At 58.3% G+C, this 23,528-nt stretch carries 15 protein-coding genes, 2 tRNA genes and 1 pseudogene; 3 read left to right on the forward strand and 15 right to left on the reverse strand.

Annotation, left to right across the window (positions count from 1 at the left end):
- Positions 1 to 157 precede the first annotated feature (157 nt).
- Both I9H09_RS21325 and I9H09_RS21330 read right to left on the reverse strand, forming a co-directional pair.
- Positions 158 to 775: a hypothetical protein gene (locus I9H09_RS21325; RefSeq protein WP_017704078.1), complete on the reverse strand. Its 618-nt coding sequence runs from the start codon at positions 773 to 775 to the stop codon at positions 158 to 160.
- Between the two features lie 284 nt (positions 776 to 1,059).
- Positions 1,060 to 2,691, reverse strand: a complete 1,632-nt coding sequence (locus I9H09_RS21330; RefSeq protein ID WP_122347932.1) for an NAD+ synthase — start codon at positions 2,689 to 2,691, stop codon at positions 1,060 to 1,062.
- 378 nt (positions 2,692 to 3,069) lie between these two features.
- On the opposite strand from I9H09_RS21330, the pseudogene nadE reads away from it, so the two are divergent.
- Positions 3,070 to 3,378: pseudogene (gene nadE / locus I9H09_RS21335) on the forward strand (NAD(+) synthase); the annotation flags it as partial.
- Positions 3,379 to 3,532: 154 nt separating this feature from the next.
- Here the strand turns inward: nadE and azu are convergent.
- The 12 genes from azu to rnr all read right to left on the reverse strand — a co-directional run bounded on the left by azu (position 3,533) and on the right by rnr (position 20,885).
- Entirely contained in the window at positions 3,533 to 3,979 is a 447-nt protein-coding gene (gene azu / locus I9H09_RS21340) for an azurin (protein WP_005888538.1), read from the reverse strand.
- 154 nt (positions 3,980 to 4,133) lie between these two features.
- Positions 4,134 to 5,027: a transglutaminase family protein gene (locus tag I9H09_RS21345; protein WP_005888537.1), complete on the reverse strand. Its 894-nt coding sequence runs from the start codon at positions 5,025 to 5,027 to the stop codon at positions 4,134 to 4,136.
- A complete protein-coding gene (locus I9H09_RS21350; RefSeq protein WP_122347933.1) occupies positions 5,027 to 7,522 on the reverse strand; it encodes a circularly permuted type 2 ATP-grasp protein in 2,496 nt (831 codons plus the stop codon). Before I9H09_RS21350 ends, I9H09_RS21345 begins: the two co-directional genes overlap by 1 nt.
- Positions 7,523 to 7,609: 87 nt before the next feature.
- Positions 7,610 to 10,888 carry a transglutaminase family protein gene (locus tag I9H09_RS21355; protein WP_122347934.1) on the reverse strand — a complete coding sequence of 1,093 codons (3,279 nt, stop codon included), beginning with the start codon at positions 10,886 to 10,888 and terminating at the stop codon, positions 7,610 to 7,612.
- A gap of 373 nt (positions 10,889 to 11,261) precedes the next feature.
- Positions 11,262 to 13,571: a YgiQ family radical SAM protein gene (locus I9H09_RS21360; protein ID WP_122347935.1), complete on the reverse strand. Its 2,310-nt coding sequence runs from the start codon at positions 13,569 to 13,571 to the stop codon at positions 11,262 to 11,264.
- Between the two features lie 102 nt (positions 13,572 to 13,673).
- Positions 13,674 to 15,068, reverse strand: a complete 1,395-nt coding sequence (dnaB, locus tag I9H09_RS21365; RefSeq protein ID WP_005888531.1) for a replicative DNA helicase — start codon at positions 15,066 to 15,068, stop codon at positions 13,674 to 13,676.
- A 124-nt stretch (positions 15,069 to 15,192) separates the two neighbouring features.
- Positions 15,193 to 15,639: a 50S ribosomal protein L9 gene (gene rplI / locus I9H09_RS21370; RefSeq protein WP_003317208.1), complete on the reverse strand. Its 447-nt coding sequence runs from the start codon at positions 15,637 to 15,639 to the stop codon at positions 15,193 to 15,195.
- 19 nt (positions 15,640 to 15,658) lie between these two features.
- Entirely contained in the window at positions 15,659 to 16,555 is an 897-nt protein-coding gene (locus tag I9H09_RS21375; protein WP_005888529.1) for a YybS family protein, read from the reverse strand.
- 39 nt (positions 16,556 to 16,594) lie between these two features.
- On the reverse strand, positions 16,595 to 16,825 hold the full coding sequence (gene rpsR, locus I9H09_RS21380) for a 30S ribosomal protein S18 (protein WP_002551829.1): 231 nt from the start codon (positions 16,823 to 16,825) through the stop codon (positions 16,595 to 16,597).
- 28 nt (positions 16,826 to 16,853) lie between these two features.
- A complete protein-coding gene (rpsF, locus tag I9H09_RS21385) occupies positions 16,854 to 17,279 on the reverse strand; it encodes a 30S ribosomal protein S6 (RefSeq protein ID WP_002551828.1) in 426 nt (141 codons plus the stop codon).
- A 214-nt stretch (positions 17,280 to 17,493) separates the two neighbouring features.
- Complete coding sequence (rlmB, locus tag I9H09_RS21390; RefSeq protein ID WP_024646411.1) at positions 17,494 to 18,255, reverse strand: 23S rRNA (guanosine(2251)-2'-O)-methyltransferase RlmB; 762 nt, start codon at positions 18,253 to 18,255, stop codon at positions 17,494 to 17,496.
- Positions 18,252 to 20,885 (reverse strand): ribonuclease R, encoded by a 2,634-nt coding sequence (gene rnr / locus I9H09_RS21395; protein ID WP_236502503.1) that lies wholly within the window; start codon positions 20,883 to 20,885, stop codon positions 18,252 to 18,254. The genes rlmB and rnr overlap by 4 nt, the downstream gene beginning before the upstream one ends.
- A 225-nt stretch (positions 20,886 to 21,110) precedes the next feature.
- Between rnr and I9H09_RS21400 the strand changes: the two genes are divergently transcribed.
- Positions 21,111 to 21,197: transfer RNA gene (locus I9H09_RS21400), tRNA-Leu, on the forward strand.
- 156 nt (positions 21,198 to 21,353) lie between these two features.
- A tRNA-Leu gene (locus I9H09_RS21405) sits at positions 21,354 to 21,440 on the forward strand.
- A 104-nt stretch (positions 21,441 to 21,544) separates the two neighbouring features.
- Here the strand turns inward: I9H09_RS21405 and I9H09_RS21410 are convergent.
- Positions 21,545 to 23,479 carry a methyl-accepting chemotaxis protein gene (locus I9H09_RS21410; protein ID WP_122347936.1) on the reverse strand — a complete coding sequence of 645 codons (1,935 nt, stop codon included), beginning with the start codon at positions 23,477 to 23,479 and terminating at the stop codon, positions 21,545 to 21,547.
- Between the last annotated feature and the right edge of the window lie 49 nt (positions 23,480 to 23,528).

Raw genomic sequence — 23,528 nt, forward strand, 5'->3', positions numbered from 1 at the left:
CCTGAACTTCTCGACAAGGGAGAGTTGTATATTCTGATAGTCAGACCTTACGATCTCGGGCCGCTTACAAATCAGCGTTTGATGGTCAGTGAATCGCGTCGGACAGACGCGTTCAGAAGCTAGGCGAAGAAATAAAACCTTAAAAATCTTATAGCAATTACGACATATACGGTAAGCCTTGGCACAAAATACTTAGAGGAATTATTGAGTTAGGCATGCTTGCAAAGTCGCGCTTGCGTTTTGACAGTACTTTCTGAAGCCTTGCCGCTTCATTACTGCTTTTGACTAAAACGGCAATAGGCGATTCAGGCATAATTAAACTTCCTTTGCACCGCCATTCTCTCTCATGAATCCAGTTGACGCCTGTACCATCTACATTTTCCAAACGGACTACACGCCATTTTTCATCCTCAGCAATTCCGAGTTGCTCCATCTCAGCGTCTGAAAGATAAATTACTGGTCGGCATCCCTTTTTATAAGCGGTTTTTTTGGTAATAACAATCCCATAAGGCTCATACCTGGGTTTTGCGGGATCTGTGTTCGCCTGATTCAGTACGTACTTGAGTGAATTTAAAGGTATGTCCATGAAGCAAGCCGCTGGATTGACCCCCTTGATAAATCCTTTTTTTGTTGTGCTACCTTCTATTCGTCCATCGAGAAGTATAGATATCAAGTTCTCAAAAGCTGAAAATCCGTTATCGCTAGACCTCCGAGTCAGATGCACCAAATATGGTGAGAGGTCAGGGCGCTCAAAAAAAGGCAGTTCGTTGCTCATTGAAGTCTTCCTGTGACGTGAACGTACCATTGTCGTATTATGTCCCTTATCTGTCGCGCAGCGCCTGTTATAAACTCAAGGTATGGATCAAGAAACTTACTGAAGATCACAAGCACACTACCGGTTACCTTAACAAAAAAAATCGAAACACAATACTCCAGAGGGAGTACGTAAGCCAAAAAAAACACGCTTACTACATCACGAAAGAAGGGGGTCCTATTTCGCGATGCCGTAAGTCTAATTCCTACAGGCACTCGTATTTCTATAGCAACTGGCCTTGAAGATCAGTCGCCGATACGCCAGCCAGACGTAATCGGGTAACGACGATCTCGCCCAAACCCACGCTCGGTGATCCTTGGGCCCACTGCTGCCTGGCGACGTTTGTATTCGTTGAGGTCAACAAGGCGGATCACTTTGCGCACGACCTCTGCGTCAAATCCTTCCTCTATGATCGCGTCGGCGGACAGGTCCTGCTCGACATAAAGGCGAAGCATTTCATCAAGCACCGGATACGGTGGCAGGGAGTCTTCGTCTTTCTGGTCGGGTGCCAGCTCAGCTGACGGTGGGCGGTCAATGACGCGCTGCGGGATCACGTAGCCCTGGGTATTGCGGTACTCGCAGAGCTTGAATACCAGCGTCTTTGGTACGTCCTTGAGGACATCAAACCCACCGGCCATATCGCCGTAGAGAGTCGCGTAGCCGACAGCCATCTCGCTCTTGTTGCCGGTTGTCAGCACCAAGTAGCGCTTTTTGTTGGAGATGGCCATCAACATCGTGCCACGGCACCGGGCCTGGAGGTTCTCCTCCGTGGTGTCCTTGCCCAGCCCTTCGAACATTGGCGCAAGCGTAGCAAGGAACGCTTCGACCATGGGTGCGATTGGCAGAACACTGTACTTCACCCCCAGGATGTCTGCTTCTTCCCTCGCGTCGTCTTGGCTCATCTGCGCCGTGTAGTGGTAAGGCATCATCACGGCTTCGACGTTTTCTGCGCCAAGCGCATCAACAGCAACGGCCAGAACCAGTGCTGAGTCGATCCCGCCAGAAAGGCCCAGTACAACACCTTTAAAGCCATTACGCTGCACGTAGTCTGTCACGCCACTCACCAGCGCCTGGTACACGCTGGCTTCCAGGCTCAGCAGCTCTATCACAGTCCCTGGAACTGGCACCAGAGCACTGTCGGTGCAATCGAAGTCGGTGACGTACAGGCCCTCTTCAAACGCTGGAGCGCGCTGGGTGACCTTGCCGTTGCCGTCCACGACAAAACTATTGCCGTCAAAAACCAGCTCGTCCTGGCCGCCGACTTGGTTCACGTACACCATTGGAATTGAGCACTCATCGGCCCGCTGGGCCAGCAGGGCTTCACGCTCCGCTTGCTTGCCGCGATGAAACGGCGATGCGTTGAGCGTCAGCATGATCTGGGCGCCAGCGTCGCAGGCCTGCTTGAGGGGCTCCGAGAACCAGATGTCCTCGCAGATCGTGATGCCGACCTGGATGCCGAACAAGTTGACGACGCAGGGGCCGCTGCCGGACTCGAAATAGCGCTTCTCATCGAAGACGCGGTAGTTCGGCAGGCGCTGCTTATAGTAGCGAGCAACCTCCTCGCCTTCTGAGATGACCGCGCAACTGTTGTAGCGAGCGCCATCTTCAACCCACGGGAAGCCGATCACGATCACGATGCCGCGAGCGGCCTCGCGGACGCGCGCCAGTGCCTTCTCGATGCGGCTCTGCATGCTGGAACGCAGTAGCAGATCCTCTGGAGGATAGCCGCAAAGGGTCAGCTCAGGGAAGACGATGACCTGTGCGCCGAGGTCGTCGCGAGCGGTCTGAGCTGCTTCGATGATTTTCTCGACGTTGCCATGAACATCACCAACTCGGATGTTCAACTGGGCCATTACCACTCTCAAACGCTGATCCATGGGTCCTCCCGAAACCTGATAAGGGATCTACAAGATTCTGCGCCGTCAGCTAGGCGTCGTTCATCTGGCAATTTCGGGGAGCGCTCGGGTGACATCCGAAACACGCTACCGAGTTGGCTGAAGGCGACTGAGCGGCAGCACAAAGTGGCTTTGGTAACTCATCTAAGGACAGGCCGGACATGTCGCAGCATCTTGTGATAGTAGAGTCATTATGCCCGATCAAGGGGTGATGCCGAGGCTCGATTGCTGGCAAAGCTGGGTGGTAGGCGAAAATTTTAAATTATTTTCCGTTGTGCAGACGTGGATTGTGCACATATCATCAGCAATAAAACGGGTGCTTATATTCAGTTGATTGTGCACTTTTCCGGGGGGAGGAATGTCATGGGCTTTTTCACCAAATTCGGCGACGGCGCTTGCGACCTTGCCCCATTGAGCGGGCTGGTGAAAAACCAGGCACGCGCAATCGCTCGCCATTTCGGCGCGCCGGAATCCCTGGTAGAAAAAGTACCGACTGCCGACCTGGAAGACCTTTCACCTGGCAAACCGGACGAAGCCTCTCATGGCGTGACCTACGCAGAGATAGACGCCTTCCTGCATGGCGAGCCGGTGCGTGAAGAAGCATTCCGCATCATCTGCGAAACCTACGCGAAGACCCAGCACAAACGCGAACTGCCGTACGCACCTTGAGTGACTGGCTCAGAACTGTGACGCGAAGCGTCACGCAAGGCATTCCCAATCTGGAGCGTGGGGAACGATAGTCGTCAAGTAGACACTATCGTGCCCATGCTCGGCGTGGGAATGCCGTTGCGGACGCTCTTCGTCCGCTGCTGAAGGCTTGCCGTTACTTCAGGGTCACGGTGCCTTTCATCATGCTGATGTGCCCCGGGAAGGTGCAGAAAAACTGGTACTTCTCTGCTGCATCAAGTTTGGACACATCAAACGTCACCGAGTCTTTTTCACCGGCACCGATGACTTTGGTATGAGCGATGATGCGATCGTCGCCAGGCTTCAGATAATCCTTGTCGATACCTGCAGCCATGCCATCGTTGGTAATCGCCTGAGCGTCAGCGTCTTTGCTCAACACCCAGTTGTGCCCCATGACGTTCTTCGGCAGGTTGCCGGAATGCGTCAGGTTGACGGTGAACGTCTTGCAGCTCTTGTCGATCTGGATGGCTTTGGTGTCGTACATCATCTGATCGGTCGAATCGACTGTGGTGGAGCACTCGGCGGCCAACAACTGGCCACTGGCCAACGACAACAGCGAAATCGCTACGAGCTTGCGAATCATTTGAATCTCCAGGCAGGCCATTTGAGTAAACGTTGAAAATTGATGTAACAAGAGAGTGCCTTATCGGCGCCAGGGTTCCAAAGACGTGTATCGAAAGGTCCCGGCACAATTGCTCCTTTGAAGAACGATTCAAGAGGCCCGCTAATTAGGCGGCTCAGGCAGCGACGGGCATGACGGTGACGCGGACTTCGGGATCGTGGCTGCCGCCGCCCAGGATAACCCCACGCAAAGGCGATACATCCGAAAAGTCACGCCCCCAGGCCAGGCTGATGTGCTCCAGTGCAGGCTGCGCATTATTGGTCGGGTCAAAGTCGACCCAGCCCGACGCCGGACAAAACACCGACACCCACGCGTGCGAAGCATCAGCACCGATCAGCCGGGGTTGACCGGGCGGAGGCTGAGTCAGCAGATAACCACTCACGTAGCGTGCCGCCAGCCCCCGCGAGCGCAGGCACGCCAGCATCAGGTGCGCAAAGTCCTGACAGACACCGCGCCGTCGCTCCAGCACTTCCACCAGCGGTGTCGCTACCTGAGTCGCTTCTTCGTCGAAAGTGAATTCGCTGAAGATCTTCTCCATCAAGGCCTGCACACCCAGCAGCAACGGGCGTCCGGCAGGAAAGCAGTCCTGCGAAAACTCGACGAACGAACGTTTCAGGTGTACGTAGGGAGACTCGAAGCGATAGCGGCAGGCCTCCAGAATATCTTCGGTCATCGGTTTGGCGCTGTAAGTCAGCGCACTGCGCGTCACTTCCCATTCCGGCGACAGATTGAAATCCAGAAACGGGCGTTCGAGTACCTCGATACGCAGCCGGGCATTGACCTGCAACTCATCATGAGGACGCTCGAACGCCAGGCGCGTCAGCGGGTTGCCGAACACGTCCAGCTCGTCGCGACGCGTGGTCGGCGTCGGGAATATCTCCAGTGCCTGCTCGGTGCAACGCTGCCACTGACTGCTGCGTGGCCAAAGATGCGCCAACTGCTGAGCCAGGGAAACCGGGCTGTCGTACTTGTAATGCGTGTCGTGAAAAATCTGGTAGAAAGCGCTCATCAGACAGATACCGTGCGTTGGCTGACGTCATCGACGTGGGCAAAATGGCGCAAGGCCAGACGGTCTGAAGCCTGCCCACTGCTGTCGCCGATGCTCTGCAACAAGTCGGCCAGCCCGTCGAGGACTGCGTCGATGCTGCTCTGACCAAACAACGGGTTTTCCAGGCTACCCAGATCGAAGGCAGCGAGACGCTGAGCCAGCACCGCAAGGCCGTTATCGCGCGGCGCATCGAACTCGTCGTTCAGGCGGCGCAGCGAACGTTGTACCAGTTTGAGCTGAAACAGCACCGCATGCGGATTCTGCTCATCAAGCAACAGCAGGTCCAGCACTGGAATCAGATGCGGCACCGACATGTAACGCGAACGGTAGGTGATGCTGCTGTTGCCCAGTTCCAGCAACCATTCCAGCCCGGCCTTCTCCGAAACCGCCGAACCGCGCAGAAAGGCCGCCAGGCTTGTGCTGAGAAACTTCAGACGCTCTATCCGGCGCCCGATCATCAGGAAGCTCCAGCCTTCATCACGGGTCATGTCATCCATGGCAAAACCGGCAAGCGCCGCCAGCGACATCACCAGACGGTTGAGAAAATCCACCAGCTCGCCAAAGTCCGGCTCCTCGGTATCCAGGCTCAACGCTTCGCGCTGGAGCTCGACCAGCGCCTGCCAGTTTTCTCTCGATAGCTTGCCGCGCACCTGTGAAGCGGCCCACTGCAGACGCTGCAGATTGCCACGCAGGCTGAATGGCCACTCTTCACCCAGAAGCGCCACAAGCAGGCGATCCTTCAGCTCTTCGCCCTCTTGCGCTTCGGGCAGCATGCCGAGGCTTTCAGCCAGCGCGACGGCAGCCTGTAGCGCAAGCGGGTCATCATCATCGACGTAGCGCGTGAGCATGATGCGCAGCAGGCGCGCGCTGTCTTCGCAACGTTCGCAATAGCGGCCGAACCAGAACAGGTTTTCCACCACCCGCGATGGCAGATAGGGGTCGCGCCGGATCAGGTCATAGACCCCCAGCACGCGCTGACCTTTCCAGGGTTCACCGAGGTGCGAGCGCTCGCCCAGCACCCAGGTGTCCTTGCTCGCACCACCGCGCTGCATAGAGACCACCTCGGCATCGGCTTCAGCGGCCACTCGGGTCAGACCGCCCGGCAGTACACGATAGCCGTCGACGCTGGCCACGGCGTACACGCGCATGCCAATGGCACGCGGCTGCAAACCGGTGCCATCGGCCTGCAGCACCGGCGCGTGGGACAATTGCGCCAGCTCCTGGGCCACATAGGCATAAGGCCGCGATTGCATGCGTTGGGCGAGAGCCGTGCGCTGTTCCTCGTTGAGATCGCGTCCAAACACTGGGGCAAAATGCTGCGAGGGAAATGCGGGTTTGATCAGCAAGTCAGGCAGTTTTTCCAGCGCCTGCGCCAGCACGGTCGGCTCTCCGCACCACCAGGTTGCCACCGATGGCAGAATCAGGTCCTCACCGAACAGGTACTGACTGATTTTCGGCAAAAAGCCCAATAACCCAGGCGATTCAAGCACACCGCTGCCCAGCGCATTGGCGACCAGCACGTTGCCTTGACGCACCGCCTCCAGCAAACCCGGCACGCCGAGTGCGGAATCGGTTCGCAATTCCAGCGGATCACAGAAATCATCGTCCAGACGACGCATGATCGCGTGAACCCGGCGCAGGCCGCTGAGGGTTTTCAGGTAAACGGTGTCATCGCGAACGGTAAGATCGCCGCCCTCGACCAGCGGATAACCCAGCTGCCGCGCCAGATACAGGTGCTCGAAATAACTTTCGTTAAAGCGCCCTGGCGTCAACAACACCACCAGCGGCGCCTCGCTGCTGGTCGGCGCCTGACGTGAAAGGGTCTGTTGCAAGGTATCGAAGAAGCCTGACAGATGCCGGACCTGCAGGTCGCGGTAGGTTTCAGGCAAGGCACGGGCGACGCTCTGGCGATTCTCCAAAGCATAACCCGCCCCGGAGGGCGCCTGAGTACGGTCGGCGGTAACCCACCAGCGCCCGTCCGGCGTGCGCGCCAGGTCAACGGCGTACATGTGCAAAAAGGTGCCTTCAGGCGGTTTTATGCCCTGGCATGGCCACAAGAAGTTGTTATGGCCGAACACCAGTTCGGCAGGCAGCAAACCATTGGCGATCAGGGTCTGGGGACCATAAAGATCGGCCAGCACGGCGTTGAGCAACCGCGCACGCTGGGCAATCCCTGCCGCCACGTGCTGCCACTCATCCGCCGCAATAATGTGCGGCAACAGGTCCAGTTCCCATGGACGATCAGCGCCCTTCGGGTCGGCGTAGACGTTGTAGGTGACGCCGTTTTCCTGAATCTGCCGGGTCAGCAGGGCTTGACGCTGAATCAATTGCGCCGACGTACTGCGTTGCATGTGCTCGTAAAGGCGTCGCCAGTGTGGACGAACGGCGCCATCAGCATCGAGCATCTCGTGGTAAGTGCCCTCGGAAAGAGAGTAGCGATCAAGCAGGTCAGGCATGGAAGGCTCGGCAGGCAACGTAAGGACTTCAGAGTAGTGCTGCCAGATGTCACATCCGTGTGCATCTGACGCACAGAGCCACTGTTTTTAATGCAGACGCATATCCAGCGTCATCGGCAGCTCGTCATTAATATTGAGCGACGGAACGGTCAGCTTGCCGGGTGTGTGACCGATGCGGAAGAAACGTGACAGGCGACGGCTTTCCGCTTCGTTGGCGTTGACCGGCAATGTCTCGTAGTTGCGACCGCCCGGGTGGGCGACATGATACTCGCAGCCGCCCAGCGAGCGGTGCATCCAGGTATCGAGCAGGTCGAACACTAGCGGGGCATGTACGCCGATGGTCGGTTGCAGGCAGTTGGCCGGTTGCCAGGCACGATAGCGTACGCCCGCGACAAACTCGCCGACGCGTCCGGTCGGCTGCAGGGGTACGGGTATGCCATTGCAGGTCAGCAGATAGCGTTGCGGCGGCAGCCCGCTGAGATGCACCTGCAAGCGTTCCAGCGATGAATCGACATAGCGCACCGCACCGCCAGCCGAGCCCTCCTCGCCCAGCACATGCCAAGGCTCCAGCGCCTGACGCAGTTCCAGCTCGATGCCGTTGACGGCGTAATCGCCCACTTTCGGAAAGCGAAATTCCAGATGCGCGGCAAACCAGTCGGCCTTGACCGGATAACCGGCCGCGTTCAGGTCAGCCACTACGTCGGCGAAATCCTGCTCGATGAAATGCGGCAGCATGAAGCGGTCGTGCAACTGCGTGCCCCAGCGTGCCAGTTTGGCCGGTGCATAAGGCTCGCGCCAGAAACGGGCGACCAGCGCGCGCAGCAGCAATTGCTGGGCGAGGCTCATACGCGCGTGAGGCGGCATCTCGAAGGCGCGCAGCTCCAGCAAGCCCAGGCGCCCGGTCGCGCCATCCGGCGAATACAGCTTGTCGATGCAGAACTCGGCGCGGTGGGTGTTACCGGTGACATCGATCAGCAGGTTGCGCAGCAGGCGATCCACGACCCAAGGCGCAACGTCTTCTCCGGGTTCGGGCATCTGCGCGAAGGCAATTTCCATTTCGTAGAGCGAGTCGTTACGCGCCTCGTCGATACGTGGCGCCTGTGAGGTAGGGCCAATGAACAGCCCGGAAAACAGGTACGACAGCGAAGGATGGTTGTGCCAGTAACTGATCAGGCTGCGCAGCAGGTCCGGACGCCGCAGGAACGGAGAATCGCCCGGTGTCGCCCCGCCCAGCACGAAGTGATTGCCGCCGCCAGTGCCGGTATGACGACCATCTATCATGAATTTTTCGGTGGTAAGACGTGTGAGGCGCGCCTGCTCGTAGAGAAATTCGGTGCGCTCGACCAGTTCGTCCCAACTTGCCGAGGGCTGCACGTTGACTTCGATCACACCCGGGTCAGGCGTAATGCGGAAGTTGCACAGACGCGGATCGCTCGGCGGCTCGTAACCTTCGAGCAGAACCGGGCATTGCAACTCTTCGGCAGTTGCTTCGATCACGGCTACAAGCTCAAGGTATTCCTCAAGCTTCTGCAGCGGCGGCATGAACAGGTAGAGACGCCCAGCACGCGCTTCGGCACACAGCGCCGTACGGGTCAGCCAATCGGCGGACTCGTCGATCTTCGGCGCGCGTTCAGCGTCTGTCTCGGTTGACTTGAGTGCCGAGGTCAGCGAGTCGCTGTCGGCCAGCTCAGGAAAGTCCTGATTATGGTCGGTCGGGTGAATGAACGGGTACTCCGCCGCCTTGACCCAAGGCTGCGAGGCCAGTGGCAGTCGATACCCCAACGCTGAATCACCTGGCACCAGACGGCAATGCTCGTCACGCAGATACCAGCGGCCGCTCTGCCAGCTGTCACCTTCTGCACTACGGGCCAGCGGCAAGACCTGGCCGATCATCTTGTCCAGCCCCTGCGCGAAGACCTTGCGCAGGCGCGCCCGCTCAAGCTCGTCGCCCAGCCGCGAATCTTCGGCGGTCACGTTGACCGGCAGCGCACCTTCGCGCCACAGGTAGTAGAAATTATCTTCGTAGGCCGGAAAAACAAAACGGGCCGGCAGTTTCAGGCGCTCGGCAACGCTGGCCAGAAAACGCCCGGCCAGCTCGCCAGTTGCGCCGTAGTCCTGTGTTTCATCGGCGATCAGCGCATTGTTGCGCCAGACCGGCTTGCCGTCCTTGCGCCAGAAACAGTTCAGCGACCAGCGCGGCAACTGTTCGCCCGGATACCATTTGCCCTGCCCGAAATGCACGATCCCCAGCGGCGCATAGTGCGCGCGCATGCGCTGGAAGAGTTCGGCAGACAGCTCACGCTTGCGCGGCCCCAGCGCTGCAGTGTTCCATTCGGGGCCATCGCGATCATCAATGGAAACAAACGTAGGCTCGCCGCCCATAGTCAGGCGCACATCATCGCGGATCAGATCGGCATCAATCTGCCGCCCAAGCGCCTGGATGTCCTGCCACTGCTCTTCGCTGTAGGGCTTGGTGACGCGTGGCGCTTCCCAGATACGCTCTACAGACATTTCATGGCTGAACTCGGTTTCGCACGGCTCGACCAGCCCGCTGATCGGTGCTGCGGAGGATGGCTCGGGACTGCAGGCCAGCGGAATGTGGCCTTCGCCGGCGAACAGTCCAGAGGTGGCGTCCAGCCCGACCCAGCCTGCACCCGGCAGATACACCTCGCACCAGGCGTGCAGGTCGGTGAAGTCGACGTCGGTACCGGAAGGCCCGTCCAGCGCTGCAACGTCAGCTTTGAGCTGGATCAGATACCCCGACACGAAGCGCGCGGCCATGCCCAAATGACGCAGCAGCTGCACCAGCAGCCACGCAGAATCGCGGCAGGAACCCGAGGCGTTTTCCAGAGTGAACTCGGGGGTCTGTACACCCGGCTCCATGCGAATCAGATAATCGACGTCCTGGCTCAGACGCTGGTTGAGGCCAACCAGAAAGTCGATGGCCGGAATCGGCTCACGGCTGATGCTGTCCAGATAGGCCTGGAATCTCGGGGTCAGCGGCAGTTTTTCGAGATACGGTGCCAGTTCACGCTGCTCTTCGCTGGCATACGTGAACGGGATGTTTTCAGCGTACGGCTCGAGAAAGAAATCGAACGGGTTGAACACTGCCATCTCGGCAACCAGATCGACCTCGACACGGAACTCCCTGGTTTTTTCCGGAAAGACCAGGCGCGCCAGATAGTTGCCCTGTGGGTCCTGCTGCCAGTTGATGAAATGATTTTCAGGCAACACTTTCAACGAATACGACAGTACGCGTGTGCGGCTGTGAGCGGCCGGGCGCAGGCGAACGATCTGAGGACCCAGTTCGACCGCGCGGTCGTAGCGATAATGCGTGACATGGTGCAAGGCAATATGAATCGACACGGCGTGCCTCCTGCGAGCCTGAACGGTAAATGAGCCGCGCAAGACTTATGCCATCCGGTCAAAGTCAGGCGCCTACGACATCGGCACTACCCGCTTTACGAGGCTCAGCACCAAAATCGTGCCGGCCTGAGCCAACGGTGCAAGGGTTGCACAGTAATAAGGCAGACAGTGTGGCAGAGGGATTGGGTGTGGGGTGAAGAATTGTGAGCAGCGTGGGGGCGTGGTGTGACGCAGAGCGTCACGAACGGCATTCCTACGCTGGAGCGTGAGTAACGAGCATACGCTGAATACGTGCCCAAGCTCTGCGTGGGCATGCCGCTCTGGACGCTCTGCGTCCGCCCCTGTTCAAGCAGGCGGCGCTATGCGATGTATGTTAGCGCGGTACTACCGGCTTGCGCTTGGCTGGCTTGGGGCCTTTGCCTTTGGCGGCGTCAATGCGCTCTTTGGCGGCCTGCTTGTTGCGCGCCATTGCGGCAGCCTTCGCTTCTTCACGCTTGTCCCACGGCTTGCTGCCGTCGCTGCCACGTGGCGGCAGACCGGTGTGCTGGGTCTGAATCAGCGTGGTCTTGGTGTTCTTGCCGACCTTGTGGCTACCTGCCGGTGTCGAGTTCTTGCGGCGGGCACTCTGGTAGGTGTCGGTCGCAGGCTGATGCAGCGGGATCAATTGATCTTTGCCCGACCCGATGAGGTCGGAACGGCCCATACGCTCCAGCGCCTCGCGCAGCATCGGCCAACCTTTCGGATCGTGATAGCGCAGGAATGCCTTGTGCAGACGACGCTGTGCTTCGCTCTTCACAATCGTGACGCCGTCACTCTTGTAAGTCACCTTACGCAACGGGTTCTTGCCCGAGTGGTACATGGCCGTGGCCGTGGCCATTGGCGACGGGTAGAACGCCTGCACCTGATCCGCACGGAAGCCGTTGCCCTTGAGCCACAGCGCCAGGTTCATCATGTCTTCATCAGTGGTGCCCGGGTGGGCGGCGATGAAGTAAGGAATCAGGTACTGCTCCTTGCCTGCTTCCTTGGTGTACTTCTCGAACATGCGCTTGAACTTGTTATAGCTGCCAATGCCCGGCTTCATCATCTGGTTGAGCGGACCTTCCTCGGTGTGTTCCGGGGCGATCTTCAGGTAACCACCGACGTGGTGCGTGACCAGCTCCTTGACGTATTCCGGCGACTCGACCGCGAGGTCGTATCGCAGGCCGGAAGCGATCAGGATTTTCTTCACACCCGGCAACGCTCGGGCACTGCGGTACAGCTGAATCAGCGACGAGTGATCGGTGTTCAGGTTCGGGCAGATACCAGGAAACACGCAGGACGGCTTGCGGCACGCCGATTCGATCTCCGGGCTTTTGCAGGCGATGCGATACATGTTCGCAGTCGGTCCGCCCAGGTCGGAAATGACGCCGGTAAAGCCTGGCACCTTGTCGCGGATCTCTTCGATTTCACGAATGATCGATTCTTCGGAACGGTTCTGAATGATCCGCCCTTCATGCTCGGTAATCGAGCAGAACGTACAGCCGCCGAAACAGCCACGCATGATGTTCACCGAAAAACGGATCATGTCGTAGGCCGGAATCTTTTCCTTGCCGTACGCAGGGTGAGGAACGCGCGCGTAAGGCATGCCGAACACGTAGTCCATTTCTTCGGTGGTCATCGGAATGGGCGGTGGATTGAACCAGACGTCAACTTCACCATGCTTCTGCACCAATGCGCGGGCGTTGCCCGGATTGGTTTCAAGGTGCAACACGCGGTTGGCGTGGGCGTACAGAACGGCATCGTTCCTGACCTTTTCCACCGACGGCAGACGAATCACAGTCTTGTCGCGGGTCATGCGCGGGCTGGCAAGGATCTGCACCACCTTGGCTTCATTCGGGTCTTCGACGTCGCCTTTTTCCTGCTCGATGGCGCAGGCCTGGGTGTCCTGGGTGTTGACGTACGGGTTGATGATCTTGTCGACCTTGCCCGGACGATCGATGCGCGTCGAGTCGACTTCATACCAGCCTTGCGGCGTGTCACGACGGATGAAGGCAGTGCCGCGCACATCGGTGATGTCTTCGATCTTGTGGCCATAGGACAGACGCTGGGCAACTTCGACAATCGCACGTTCGGCATTGCCGTACAGCAGGATGTCGGCGCAGGCGTCAATCAGGATCGAGTTGCGAACCTTGTCCTGCCAGTAGTCATAGTGGGCAATACGGCGCAACGAGGCTTCGATGCCGCCCAGCACGATCGGCACGTGTTTGTAGGCTTCCTTGCAGCGCTGGCTGTACACCAGACTCGCGCGGTCCGGGCGCTTGCCGGCCATGCCGCCAGGTGTGTAGGCGTCATCGGAGCGGATTTTCTTGTCCGCCGTGTATCGGTTGATCATCGAGTCCATGTTGCCGGCAGCGACACCGAAAAACAGGTTCGGCTCGCCGAGCTTCATGAAGTCGTCTTTGGACTGCCAGTCAGGCTGCGCGATGATCCCGACCCGAAAGCCCTGGGACTCAAGCAAACGGCCAATGATTGCCATGCCGAAAGACGGGTGATCAACGTACGCATCACCTGTGACGATGATGATGTCGCAGGAATCCCAGCCAAGCAGATCCATTTCTTCCCGGCTCATGGGCAGGAAAGGTGCTGGTCCGAAACATTCGGCCCAGTACTTGGGATAGTCAAATAACGGCTTGGCTGCTTGCATGTTCAGGACCTACGTTTGCACGTTGGAAAAATCGCGGGCGCGGAATATAGCACATTTTTTGATCAAGCCTGACAACGGCGGTCGGATTTGACTGACCTTAGATCAATCTTCGTCGAAGTTGTAACTGCCGGGGGCCAGGTTCTCGAAACGCGTGTATTTGCCGATGAACGCAAGGCGTGTAGTGCCGATAGGGCCGTTACGCTGCTTGCCGATAATGATCTCGGCAATGCCCTTGTGTTCGGTTTCGGGGTGATACACCTCGTCTCGATACACAAACATGATGACGTCGGCATCCTGCTCGATCGCTCCGGATTCCCGGAGGTCGGAGTTGATCGGGCGTTTGTTCGGTCGCTGTTCAAGCGAGCGGTTCAACTGCGAAAGGGCAATAACCGGGCAGTTGAACTCCTTGGCCAGCGCTTTCAGGGACCGGGAAATCTCGGAGATCTCGTTGGTACGGTTGTCGCCGCTCGAACCGGGAATCTGCATCAGCTGCAGGTAGTCGATCATGATCATGGCGATGTCGCCGTGCTCTCGAACGATACGGCGTGTGCGTGCGCGCATTTCCGAGGGGCTGATGCCTGCTGTATCGTCGATGAACAGCTTGCGATCGTTGAGCAGATTGACCGCCGAGGTCAGGCGCGGCCAGTCATCATCTTCCAGACGGCCGGCGCGCACCTTGGTCTGATCGATACGCCCCAGCGATGAAAGCATACGCATGATCAGCGATTCACCTGGCATTTCCAACGAATAGACCAGCACCACCTTGTCGCTGCGCAACACAGCGTTTTCGACCAGGTTCATCGCGAAAGTGGTTTTACCCATCGACGGACGACCTGCAACGATGATCAGGTCAGATGGCTGCAGACCGCTGGTTTTTTCATCGAGATCGGTGTAGCCAGTGGAAAGGCCGGTGATTGCGTTGTCGCTGTTGAACAGGGTATCGATACGGTCGATGGCCTTGGTCAGCAGGTCGTTGACACTGACCGGGCCGCCGGTCTTGGGCCGCGCTTCGGCTATCTGAAAAATCTGCCGTTCGGCCTCGTCCAGAATCTCTTCGGCGGTTCGACCTTCCGGGTTGAACGCGCTGTCCGCGATTTCAGTGCTGATACCAATCAACTGCCGCAATGTGGCCCGCGCACGAACGATCTGTGCATAGGCCTTGATGTTGGCAACAGAGGGCGTGTTTTTCGCCAGTTCGCTGAGGTAGCCCAGGCCACCGACTTGCGAGGTCTGGCCTTCCTTGTCCAGCTGTTCGGCCAGGGTAACCACGTCGATCGGGCTGTTCTGATCAGCCAGCCGGGCAATGGCGCGGAAGATCAGACGGTGGTCATGTCGATAGAAATCACCATCAGAGACTTGATCGAGCACGCGCTCCCAGGCGTTGTTGTCCAGCATCAGACCACCGAGCACAGCCTGTTCGGCCTCGATGGAATGTGGCGGCACCTTGAGGGCAGCGGTTTGCAGATCGTATTGCTCGGGGGCGGATATATCGTTCATGGCCACTTTAATTCGGGGGGTTGCAGAATGGGGATGGCACAAAGACAAAGGGCACGACCTGTAAACAGGATCGTGCCCGATGTTAATCCTCTCACGACAATGCCGCCAGACGATTCAGTGTTGCTTAAGCAGCCACTACGACAACGCGTACGGTCGCTTCTACGTCGCTGTGCAGATGCACGGCTACGTCGAATTCGCCAACGTTGCGGATAGTGCCGTTCGGCAGACGAACTTCGCTTTTTGCAACTTCAACGCCAGAGGCGGTCAGTGCATCAGCGATGTCGTGAGTACCGATCGAACCGAACAGCTTGCCTTCGTCACCAGCGGTGGCAGTGATAGTCACTTCCAGCTCAGCCAGTTGGGCAGCGCGAGTTTCGGCAGATGCTTTCTTGTCTGCAGCCAGTTTTTCCAGCTCGGCACGACGCTCTTCAAACGCAGCCACGTTGGCAGCGGTTGCAGCGGTTGCTTTGCCGTAAGGCAGCAGGTAGTTACGACCGTAACCGGCCTTAACGTTTACTTTGTCGCCCAGGTTGCCCAGGTTGGCGACTTTTTCCAGAAGGATCAGTTGCATGTGGAAATCCTCTTAACTTTTAACCTTCACCGTTCGCAGGACCATTGCCGGAGTCTTTCGAACCCCGGCGACCGCGAAAATCAATCAGGCTGTCGACAATGGCAATTACCACGAGCAACGGATAGATCAGTTGCATGAACACCAGCAGCGTGATGTACATCCCTACCAGCCAGAACCGCGAAAGGCGCTTTTCAGCAACCAGTCCGTGAATCAGGGCCAGCCCGGCAAATGCCAGCGGTACGCTGCACAGCGGTGTGATCATGGCTACCTGAGGCCCGAAATTCGGCCCAACCAGCATGCACACCAACAGCGCCAACGCAGGCACCAGTGGAAGTTTCACGGCGCGAAATTCACGCCCGAAACCACCAGGGTTGTACAACATCGCTTGCCAGTACCGGCCCAGCATCAGGCACAGCACACTGACGATTTGCAACACAGCCGCTATCAGGCCATTCAGGACGGGAGCAATCAGTGACCCCAGACGCGCTCGCTCTTCTACGTTCAACTGCTCGTAGAGCCCGGCCAGCATTGTCGGCAGATGTTTCTGCAACTCCTGCGACATTGCTTCCAGAGGTTCGCGAAAAACCGTGCCCAGAACCACTGCGTACACCACACCCAACGCCACGCTGACCAGCAGCACGCGGACCCAGGACTCGCTGGCACGCAAAACCATTGCCAAACTCAGCGAACCCAGCAGCACCATGGCTGTACGAGGTTCACCGAAATACCACCAGACCAAGGCCGGCAGCAGAGCCCAGGACAGGACACCAACGGCATCACTGAACCCGCGTCGCAGGAGCACAAGGCAACCTGCGGCAGCACTCAACCAGAACAACAGCGGCAACGCCGCACATCCAGCCACTACGAGAGTGGCCTGCATACGGCCGCGCATGATGAATTCAGCCAGGGCACGCATGCTTTCTATCCTTTGTTACGTTTTGTCGACTACCTGGTCTCAGCGGCCGTGGCTGTCGGTGTAGGCCAGCAGGGCCAGGAAGCGGGCACGCTTGATAGCGGTGGCCAGCTGACGCTGATAACGTGCTTTGGTACCAGTGATACGGCTTGGAACGATTTTGCCGGTCTCGGATACGTAGGCTTTCAGAGTGTTGAGATCTTTGTAATCGATCTCTTTGACGTCTTCAGCGGTGAAGCGGCAGAATTTACGACGACGGAAGAAACGTGCCATGTAATTGGCTCCTCAAAAGGTCCGTGGATTACTCGTCAGCGTTATCGCTAACGTCGCTGTTGTCGCCGTCATCGCCATCGGCGCTGTCGGAGTGCTCAGGACGGTCACGACGCTCACGGCGCTCACTGCGGTTCTCTTCAGCCTTGAGCATCTCGGACTGGCCAGTTACGGCTTCGTCGCGACGGATGACCAGGTTACGGATCACAGCATCGTTGTAACGGAAGTTGTCTTCCAGCTCGGCCAGAGCCTTGCCAGTGCATTCAACGTTCAGCATCACGTAGTGAGCCTTGTGAACATTGTTGATTGCGTAAGCCAGTTGACGACGGCCCCAATCTTCCAGACGGTGGATTTTGCCGCCGTCTTCTTCGATCAGCTTGGTGTAACGCTCTACCATGCCGCCGACTTGCTCGCTTTGATCCGGGTGGACCAAAAAGATAATTTCGTAATGACGCATGAATGCTCCTTACGGGTTGTAGCCTGCCGCTCAAATAGCGGTCAGACAAGGAGTGAATGACACTGTTGGTCTTGCTCAGGGACAGGCACATGAGCGCCTGCCGTGACAGCAAGGGGCGCAATTGTAGAGAAGGGTCGAGGGAGGTGCAAGGCAATTGGTAAGCCAGTGAGCAGATAGCGAAACGCGACCTGCTCACTGGACGACCGGCAAGGGGTCAGGATTTCTTGCCGGCAGCCTTTACACTGCGCTGGCGCAGCGCTTCAAAAAGACACACGCCGGTCGCAACCGACACGTTCAGGCTGCTGACACTGCCCGCCATCGGCAGACGCACCAGATAATCACAGTGCTCGCGGGTCAGGCGACGCATGCCCTTGCCTTCGGCCCCCATGATGATGATGGTCGGCCCGGTCAGGTCCTGCTGATACAGCTCGACCTCGGCCTCGCCCGCCGTACCGACAACCCACAAACCGCGCTGCTGGAGTTTTTCCAGCGTGCGCGCAAGGTTGGTCACGGCCACCAGAGGAATCACTTCCGCAGCGCCGCAGGCGACTTTTCGCACAGCAGGCGTCAAGGTTGCAGACTTGTCCTTGGGCACGATAACAGCCAGCGCACCGGCCGCATCGGCGGTACGCAGGCAAGCGCCCAGGTTATGCGGATCAGTCACACCATCAAGCACCAGCAGCAACGGCGGCCCCTCGCTGCGATCAAGCAGCTCATCGAGCATTGCCTCGCCCCAGACCTGGCTAGGGCTGACGTCGGCAACCACGCCCTGATGCACACCTTCAACCCAGGCGTCCATTTCGCGACGCTCGGCCTGACCGATAGTCACGCGATTTTCGCTCGCCAGCGCAACCAGCGTCTGAACACGAGGGTCATTACGACCCTCTGCCAGCCAGATGTGCTTGACGCGCTTGGGGTGATGACGAAGCAAAGCTTCTACGGCGTGTACGCCGTAGATTTTTTCCAGCTGACTCATGACTTGGCCTTGGGTTTACGAGCGCCACTGTTTTTTGCAGCCGGCGCGGAGCCCGTCTTCGACGAGCCTTTGCGGTGCTTGCTGGCCGGCTTGCTCGACGAAGGAGCAGAGCCCGACCTGTCAGACTTTCCCGACGACGCCTTGCTACCACCCTTCGCGTCTGCCAGAAGTGCTTTCTTCAGTTCGCGGCTTTTACGCACTTCTGCGTTTTTAGCCGCCGCATCGCCCGGGCGATACGCTTCGGAACTGGTCTCTTTGGCCGAAGAGGTACGGCGACCTGACTTGGTGGCAGGCGCCTTGTCCTTCTCAGCCGCAGCGGCTGCAGGTGGCGCAGTGTCATGACCGCGACGCTTGCGACCGACAGGTGTAGCGGCGGCTGCCGTTGCGGAAATCTCGAAATCGATCTTGCGCTCATCCAGATCGACACGCATGACGCGCACTTCGACAGTATCGCCAAGGCGGAAATTACGCCCGGTACGCTCACCGGCAAGGCGGTGATGCAGCGGGTCGAAATGGTAGTAGTCGCCCGGCAGTGCGGTGACGTGGACCAGACCCTCGACATAGATATCGGTCAGCTCGACGAACAGGCCAAAACCGGTTACCGCCGTGATCACACCGGGGAACGACTCGCCGACGCGATCCTTCATATACTCGCACTTGAGCCAATTGACCACGTCACGCGTGGCCTCATCAGCGCGGCGCTCGCTCATCGAACACTGCTCGCCCAACTGATCGAGCAATGCGTCGTCGTACGGATAGATACGCGCTTTCGGAATCGTTGCAGCGCCTGCGCGACGAACGTGCGGGGTATCCTGCTTGGAGCGGATAATGCTGCGGATCGCGCGGTGCGTCAACAGATCGGGATAGCGACGGATCGGCGACGTGAAGTGCGTGTACGCCTCGTAATTCAGGCCGAAGTGGCCATTGTTGTCCGAGCTGTACACCGCCTGACTCAACGAACGCAGCATCACGGTCTGGATCAGGTGATAGTCCGGACGATCACGAACGGTCTCAAGCAGTGCCTGATAGTCCTTCGGCGTCGGGCCTTCCTTGCCTTTGTGCAGGGTCAGACCCAACTCGCCAAGGAACGCACGCAGTTTTTCCAGACGCTCTGGTGGCGGACCATCGTGGACACGGTACAACGCAGGAATTTCGTGCTTTTTAAGGAACTGCGCGGTGGCCACGTTGGCGGCCAGCATGCACTCCTCGATCAGCTTGTGAGCGTCGTTGCGGGTAGTCGGACGAATTTCGGCGATCTTGCGCTCGGAGCCGAAGATGATCCGGGTTTCCTGAGTTTCGAAATCGATCGCACCCCGCACATGACGCGCGCCAAGCAACACCTTGTACATGGCGTAAAGCTGCTTGAGGTGCGGCACCACGTCGCCATATTCGCCGCGCAGGCTCTTCGCCTCGGCGGTTTTAGGCTGCTCCAGAATCGTGCTGACCTTGTTATAGGTCAGACGGGCATGGGAATGGATGATGCCTTCGTAGAACACGTAGTCAGTCATTTCGCCGGTCTTGGAGATAGTCATCTCACAGACCATGGCCAGACGATCAACGTGCGGGTTCAGCGAGCACAGGCCGTTGGACAATTGCTCAGGCAGCATAGGCACGACACGCTCGGGGAAATACACCGAGTTGCCGCGTACCTGAGACTCGGCGTCCAGCGCCGAACCGATTTTTACGTAGCTCGATACGTCGGCAATTGCCACGTAGAGCTTCCAGCCACCGGAGAACAAACGCAGTTTGCCCGGCTTGGCTTCGCAATAAACCGCATCGTCGAAGTCGCGTGCATCTTCACCATCGATGGTAACGAAAGGCAAGTGACGCAGATCGACGCGATGCTCCTTGTCCTTCTCTTCGACTTCCGGCTTGAGCTTGGCAGCCTCCTTGAGGACGGCTTCGGGCCATACGTGCGGAATATCGTAAGTACGCAGCGCAACATCGATCTCCATGCCCGGAGCCATGTAGTTACCGACCACTTCGACCACATCACCTTGCGGCTGGAAGCGCGGGGTTGGCCAGTGAGTGATCTTCACCTCGACGAACTGGCCGATTTTGGCGCTGTTGTTGCGACCCGGCGTGACCAGCACTTCCTGCTGGATCTTCGGGTTGTCGGGCACCACAAAACCAATGCCGCTTTCTTCGAAATAGCGACCCACTATGGTTTCGTGAGCACGCGAGATCACCTCGACGATCACACCCTCGCGACGGCCACGACGGTCCAGGCCGGAGACCCGAGCCAGCGCCCGGTCACCGTCGAACACCAGACGCATCTGCGCCGGGCTCATGAACAGGTCGTCGGAGCCGTCGTCGGGAACCAGAAAACCGAAACCGTCGCGATGGCCGGAGATGCGACCCAGGATCAGGTCAAGCTTGTCTACCGGTGCATAGGTGCCACGACGGGTGTAGATCAATTGGGCGTCGCGCTCCATCGCACGAAGGCGACGGCGCAGGGCCTCGAATTGATCCTCGGTGGTCAGGCCGAATTCTTCGACCAGTTGCTCGCGACTTGCCGGCGAACCGCGCTCGGCAAGGTGCTGCAAGATCAGCTCGCGGCTGGGAATGGGGTTTTCGTATTTTTCCGCTTCACGAGCGGCCTCGGGATCGAGGGACTGCCAATCGGCCATTAGATAGTTTTCACCTTGTATATATAGGGGTTAGTTTGGCATAGACCTCATGAAACGGGAAATTTCACGCTCAAACCGGCCTGTAAATCATAGGCTCGACCACACTGAGACGCCCGAAACACGCCGCCTGTGATTTTTTTGGACTTTTTTTCACTGCCGGGGTTTACAGCCCAAAAGACGCTCCGTATAGTGCGCGCCATCGATAGGCCTATGCCTTCCGATAATGCCCAGATGGTGAAATTGGTAGACACGCCAGCTTCAGGTGCTGGTGACCGCAAGGTCGTGGAAGTTCGAGTCTTCTTCTGGGCACCAATTCAGGCAACAGACTACAACAGTCTCAAGCCTCACAAAAACCCGCGAAAGCGGGTTTTTGCATTTTCCGCCTTTGATTAATCAAAACAGGGGTTTACAGAGCAAAACGATGGCCGTATAGTGCGCCCCATCAACGGCGTACACGTCATTGATACTGCCCAGATGGTGAAATTGGTAGACACGCCAGCTTCAGGTGCTGGTGACCGCAAGGTCGTGGAAGTTCGAGTCTTCTTCTGGGCACCAATTCAAAAAAACCGAGCCAATGGCTCGGTTTTTTGCTTTCTGGACTTACCAAAAACAGTCCGGCCTGTACCCGGCACTGCAACTGCAGCGCCGCCCCCGCGCATTCAAGCCCTGAACTGCCCCAGGCTGGCTTTCAGCTGTGCAGCCAGCCCGCTGAGTACTTTGCCACTGGCGGTCGTTTCCACCACCGCTTTGGCAGCTCGCTCGGCCTGAGCGTGAATCACCTCTACCCGACCGCGAACAGCCTGCGCACCCTGCGCCTGATGAACCGCTGCCTGAGTTGCCAGGCCAATGGCTGCATGCACCTGCTCGACAGAAGCCTGAACCGTCTGCTGACGCTTGGCACTGTCGCGCAACACTTCAAGCCCTTCCTTGGCCTGTCGACCAGCGACACCGATGGCGGCTACAGCCTCTTTTGCGCCACGCTGCAAGGCGATGATGTGTTCCTGAATATCCCCCGTCGAACTCTGCGTCTTGCTGGCCAGCGCTCGAACTTCGTCGGCGACTACGGCAAAGCCCCTGCCCGTTTCGCCTGCACGCGCCGCTTCGATGGCGGCGTTGAGCGCAAGCAAGTTGGTTTGTTCGGCAATACCGTGGATGACTTCCAGCACAACCTCGATCTGCTGGCTTTGCTGCGCCAGGCGCTCGATGACCTGCGCACCGGTCTCGACCTGACCGGCCAGCGCTTCGATCAGCCCGCCGACCTGACTGGAAGTACGGGTGTTTTCATCAGTCGCCTGCTTGATATCGATCACCTGACGCAGGGCGGCCTGCATTGCGTGACTTTCCGACTGCGCCTCGTCGGCCATCTGCTCCAGCGCTTTAAGACTGGCCGCCACCTCATCACGCTGCAACTCGGCCGCCGCATCGGCACCGGCATTGCGCTGGCTCATTGCGCCGATCTCGATCCCGGTCAACTGTGCAACCTCACCCGCCTCACGCACGATGGGCTGCAACTTGTCGATGAAGCGATTGACCGCTGCCGACATGTCGCCAATCTCGTCATTGCTGTCCAGCTTGACGCGCCTGGTCAAGTCACCCTCTCCCGCCGCCAGATCGTTGAGTGCCGCGATCAACAGGTGCAGCTTGCTGACCACTCGACGCCCCAGCACGACAGCCAGCAACAGCAGCACGCCAAGGCCCACCAACGCCAGGCCCATGCCGATCCGCCAGCGCAGCGTTTCGGCCGCTTCCTGAACAGTGACACGCGTGTTGCCGGTCATTGCCGTTGCTGCGATCTGAGCCGCTTGCAAGCGCCCACGCAGAGCCGTCGAGCTGTCTTTTGACGCACTGGCAAGGCTGTCGGAGACCAATTGTTCGCCGCTGGTGATCAGCGCTGCAAAACGCTTGTCCAGTGCCGCAAGATTTTCCTCGACCGTTGCCGTGGAAACGCCCATGCGCACCTTGCCAATCTCGACACCATTAGGGCTGATGGAGGCTTCGACGTAGTACACGGATGGATCGTTTTTTGCGGCACTCAGGACTTTATCCATCGCCCGTTCGCCCTCGCCCTTGGCCAGCAACGCTCTGACCAGCGCGTTATCCCGGTTCATGTAGCGAGTAAGGTGCTCTCCTGCTGCATCGTCATAGACGACGAACAGCACATTGGGATTGCGCTGCGCCCGTCGGGCAAACTCGGAAAGTGTCGGTGTGTCGTTGTCCCACATGGCTCGCGGAGCGACGGCAGCCAGCAATTCGGCCATATCGGTGGCCGAGTCTTTGAGGTCTTTTTCCAGCGTGGCGCGCAGTTGCGTCTGCTCGTCTTTCAAACGCGTCGACAGACCGACACTCAGGCGTTGACGCGTGCTGGCCGAAAGCGCATCGAGACTCGACGTCACTTCGCTACTCGCCAGTTCCAGCTCGGAGGAAAGATGTTGCGAATCTACCCCGAGGCGATTGGCGAGATCCGCCTCAAGGGCTGTGACCGTGCTCCGGGTAAGCGCAACCGCCACGATGACTTGCACCAGAAGGGCAATGCCCAACGCAATGAAGACCGGGCGCAGCAGACGACTTTGCAATAGAGATAAGATCGCAGACACAGGAGAATCCTTCCACCCTGAGCGCCATTAAAATGATGGCACTTTTCTG

This window comes from Pseudomonas tremae (assembly GCF_023278125.1).
Taxonomy (GTDB): domain Bacteria; phylum Pseudomonadota; class Gammaproteobacteria; order Pseudomonadales; family Pseudomonadaceae; genus Aquipseudomonas; species Aquipseudomonas tremae.

Coding starts and splice junctions, on each gene's coding strand:
- rpsF (WP_002551828.1), bottom strand. CDS start 17,279: ATGCGTCATTACGAAATTATCTTTTTGGTCCACCCGGATCAAAGCGAG.
- I9H09_RS21350 (WP_122347933.1), bottom strand. CDS start 7,522: ATGCCTGACCTGCTTGATCGCTACTCTCTTTCCGAGGGCACTTACCAC.
- azu (WP_005888538.1), bottom strand. CDS start 3,979: ATGATTCGCAAGCTCGTAGCGATTTCGCTGTTGTCGTTGGCCAGTGGC.
- I9H09_RS21330 (WP_122347932.1), bottom strand. CDS start 2,691: ATGGATCAGCGTTTGAGAGTGGTAATGGCCCAGTTGAACATCCGAGTT.
- I9H09_RS21345 (WP_005888537.1), bottom strand. CDS start 5,027: ATGAGCGCTTTCTACCAGATTTTTCACGACACGCATTACAAGTACGAC.
- dnaB (WP_005888531.1), bottom strand. CDS start 15,068: ATGAACGATATATCCGCCCCCGAGCAATACGATCTGCAAACCGCTGCC.
- rnr (WP_236502503.1), bottom strand. CDS start 20,885: ATGGCCGATTGGCAGTCCCTCGATCCCGAGGCCGCTCGTGAAGCGGAA.
- rpsR (WP_002551829.1), bottom strand. CDS start 16,825: ATGGCACGTTTCTTCCGTCGTCGTAAATTCTGCCGCTTCACCGCTGAA.
- I9H09_RS21325 (WP_017704078.1), bottom strand. CDS start 775: ATGAGCAACGAACTGCCTTTTTTTGAGCGCCCTGACCTCTCACCATAT.
- I9H09_RS21375 (WP_005888529.1), bottom strand. CDS start 16,555: ATGCGTGCCCTGGCTGAATTCATCATGCGCGGCCGTATGCAGGCCACT.
- rplI (WP_003317208.1), bottom strand. CDS start 15,639: ATGCAACTGATCCTTCTGGAAAAAGTCGCCAACCTGGGCAACCTGGGC.
- I9H09_RS21360 (WP_122347935.1), bottom strand. CDS start 13,571: ATGCAAGCAGCCAAGCCGTTATTTGACTATCCCAAGTACTGGGCCGAA.
- rlmB (WP_024646411.1), bottom strand. CDS start 18,255: ATGAGTCAGCTGGAAAAAATCTACGGCGTACACGCCGTAGAAGCTTTG.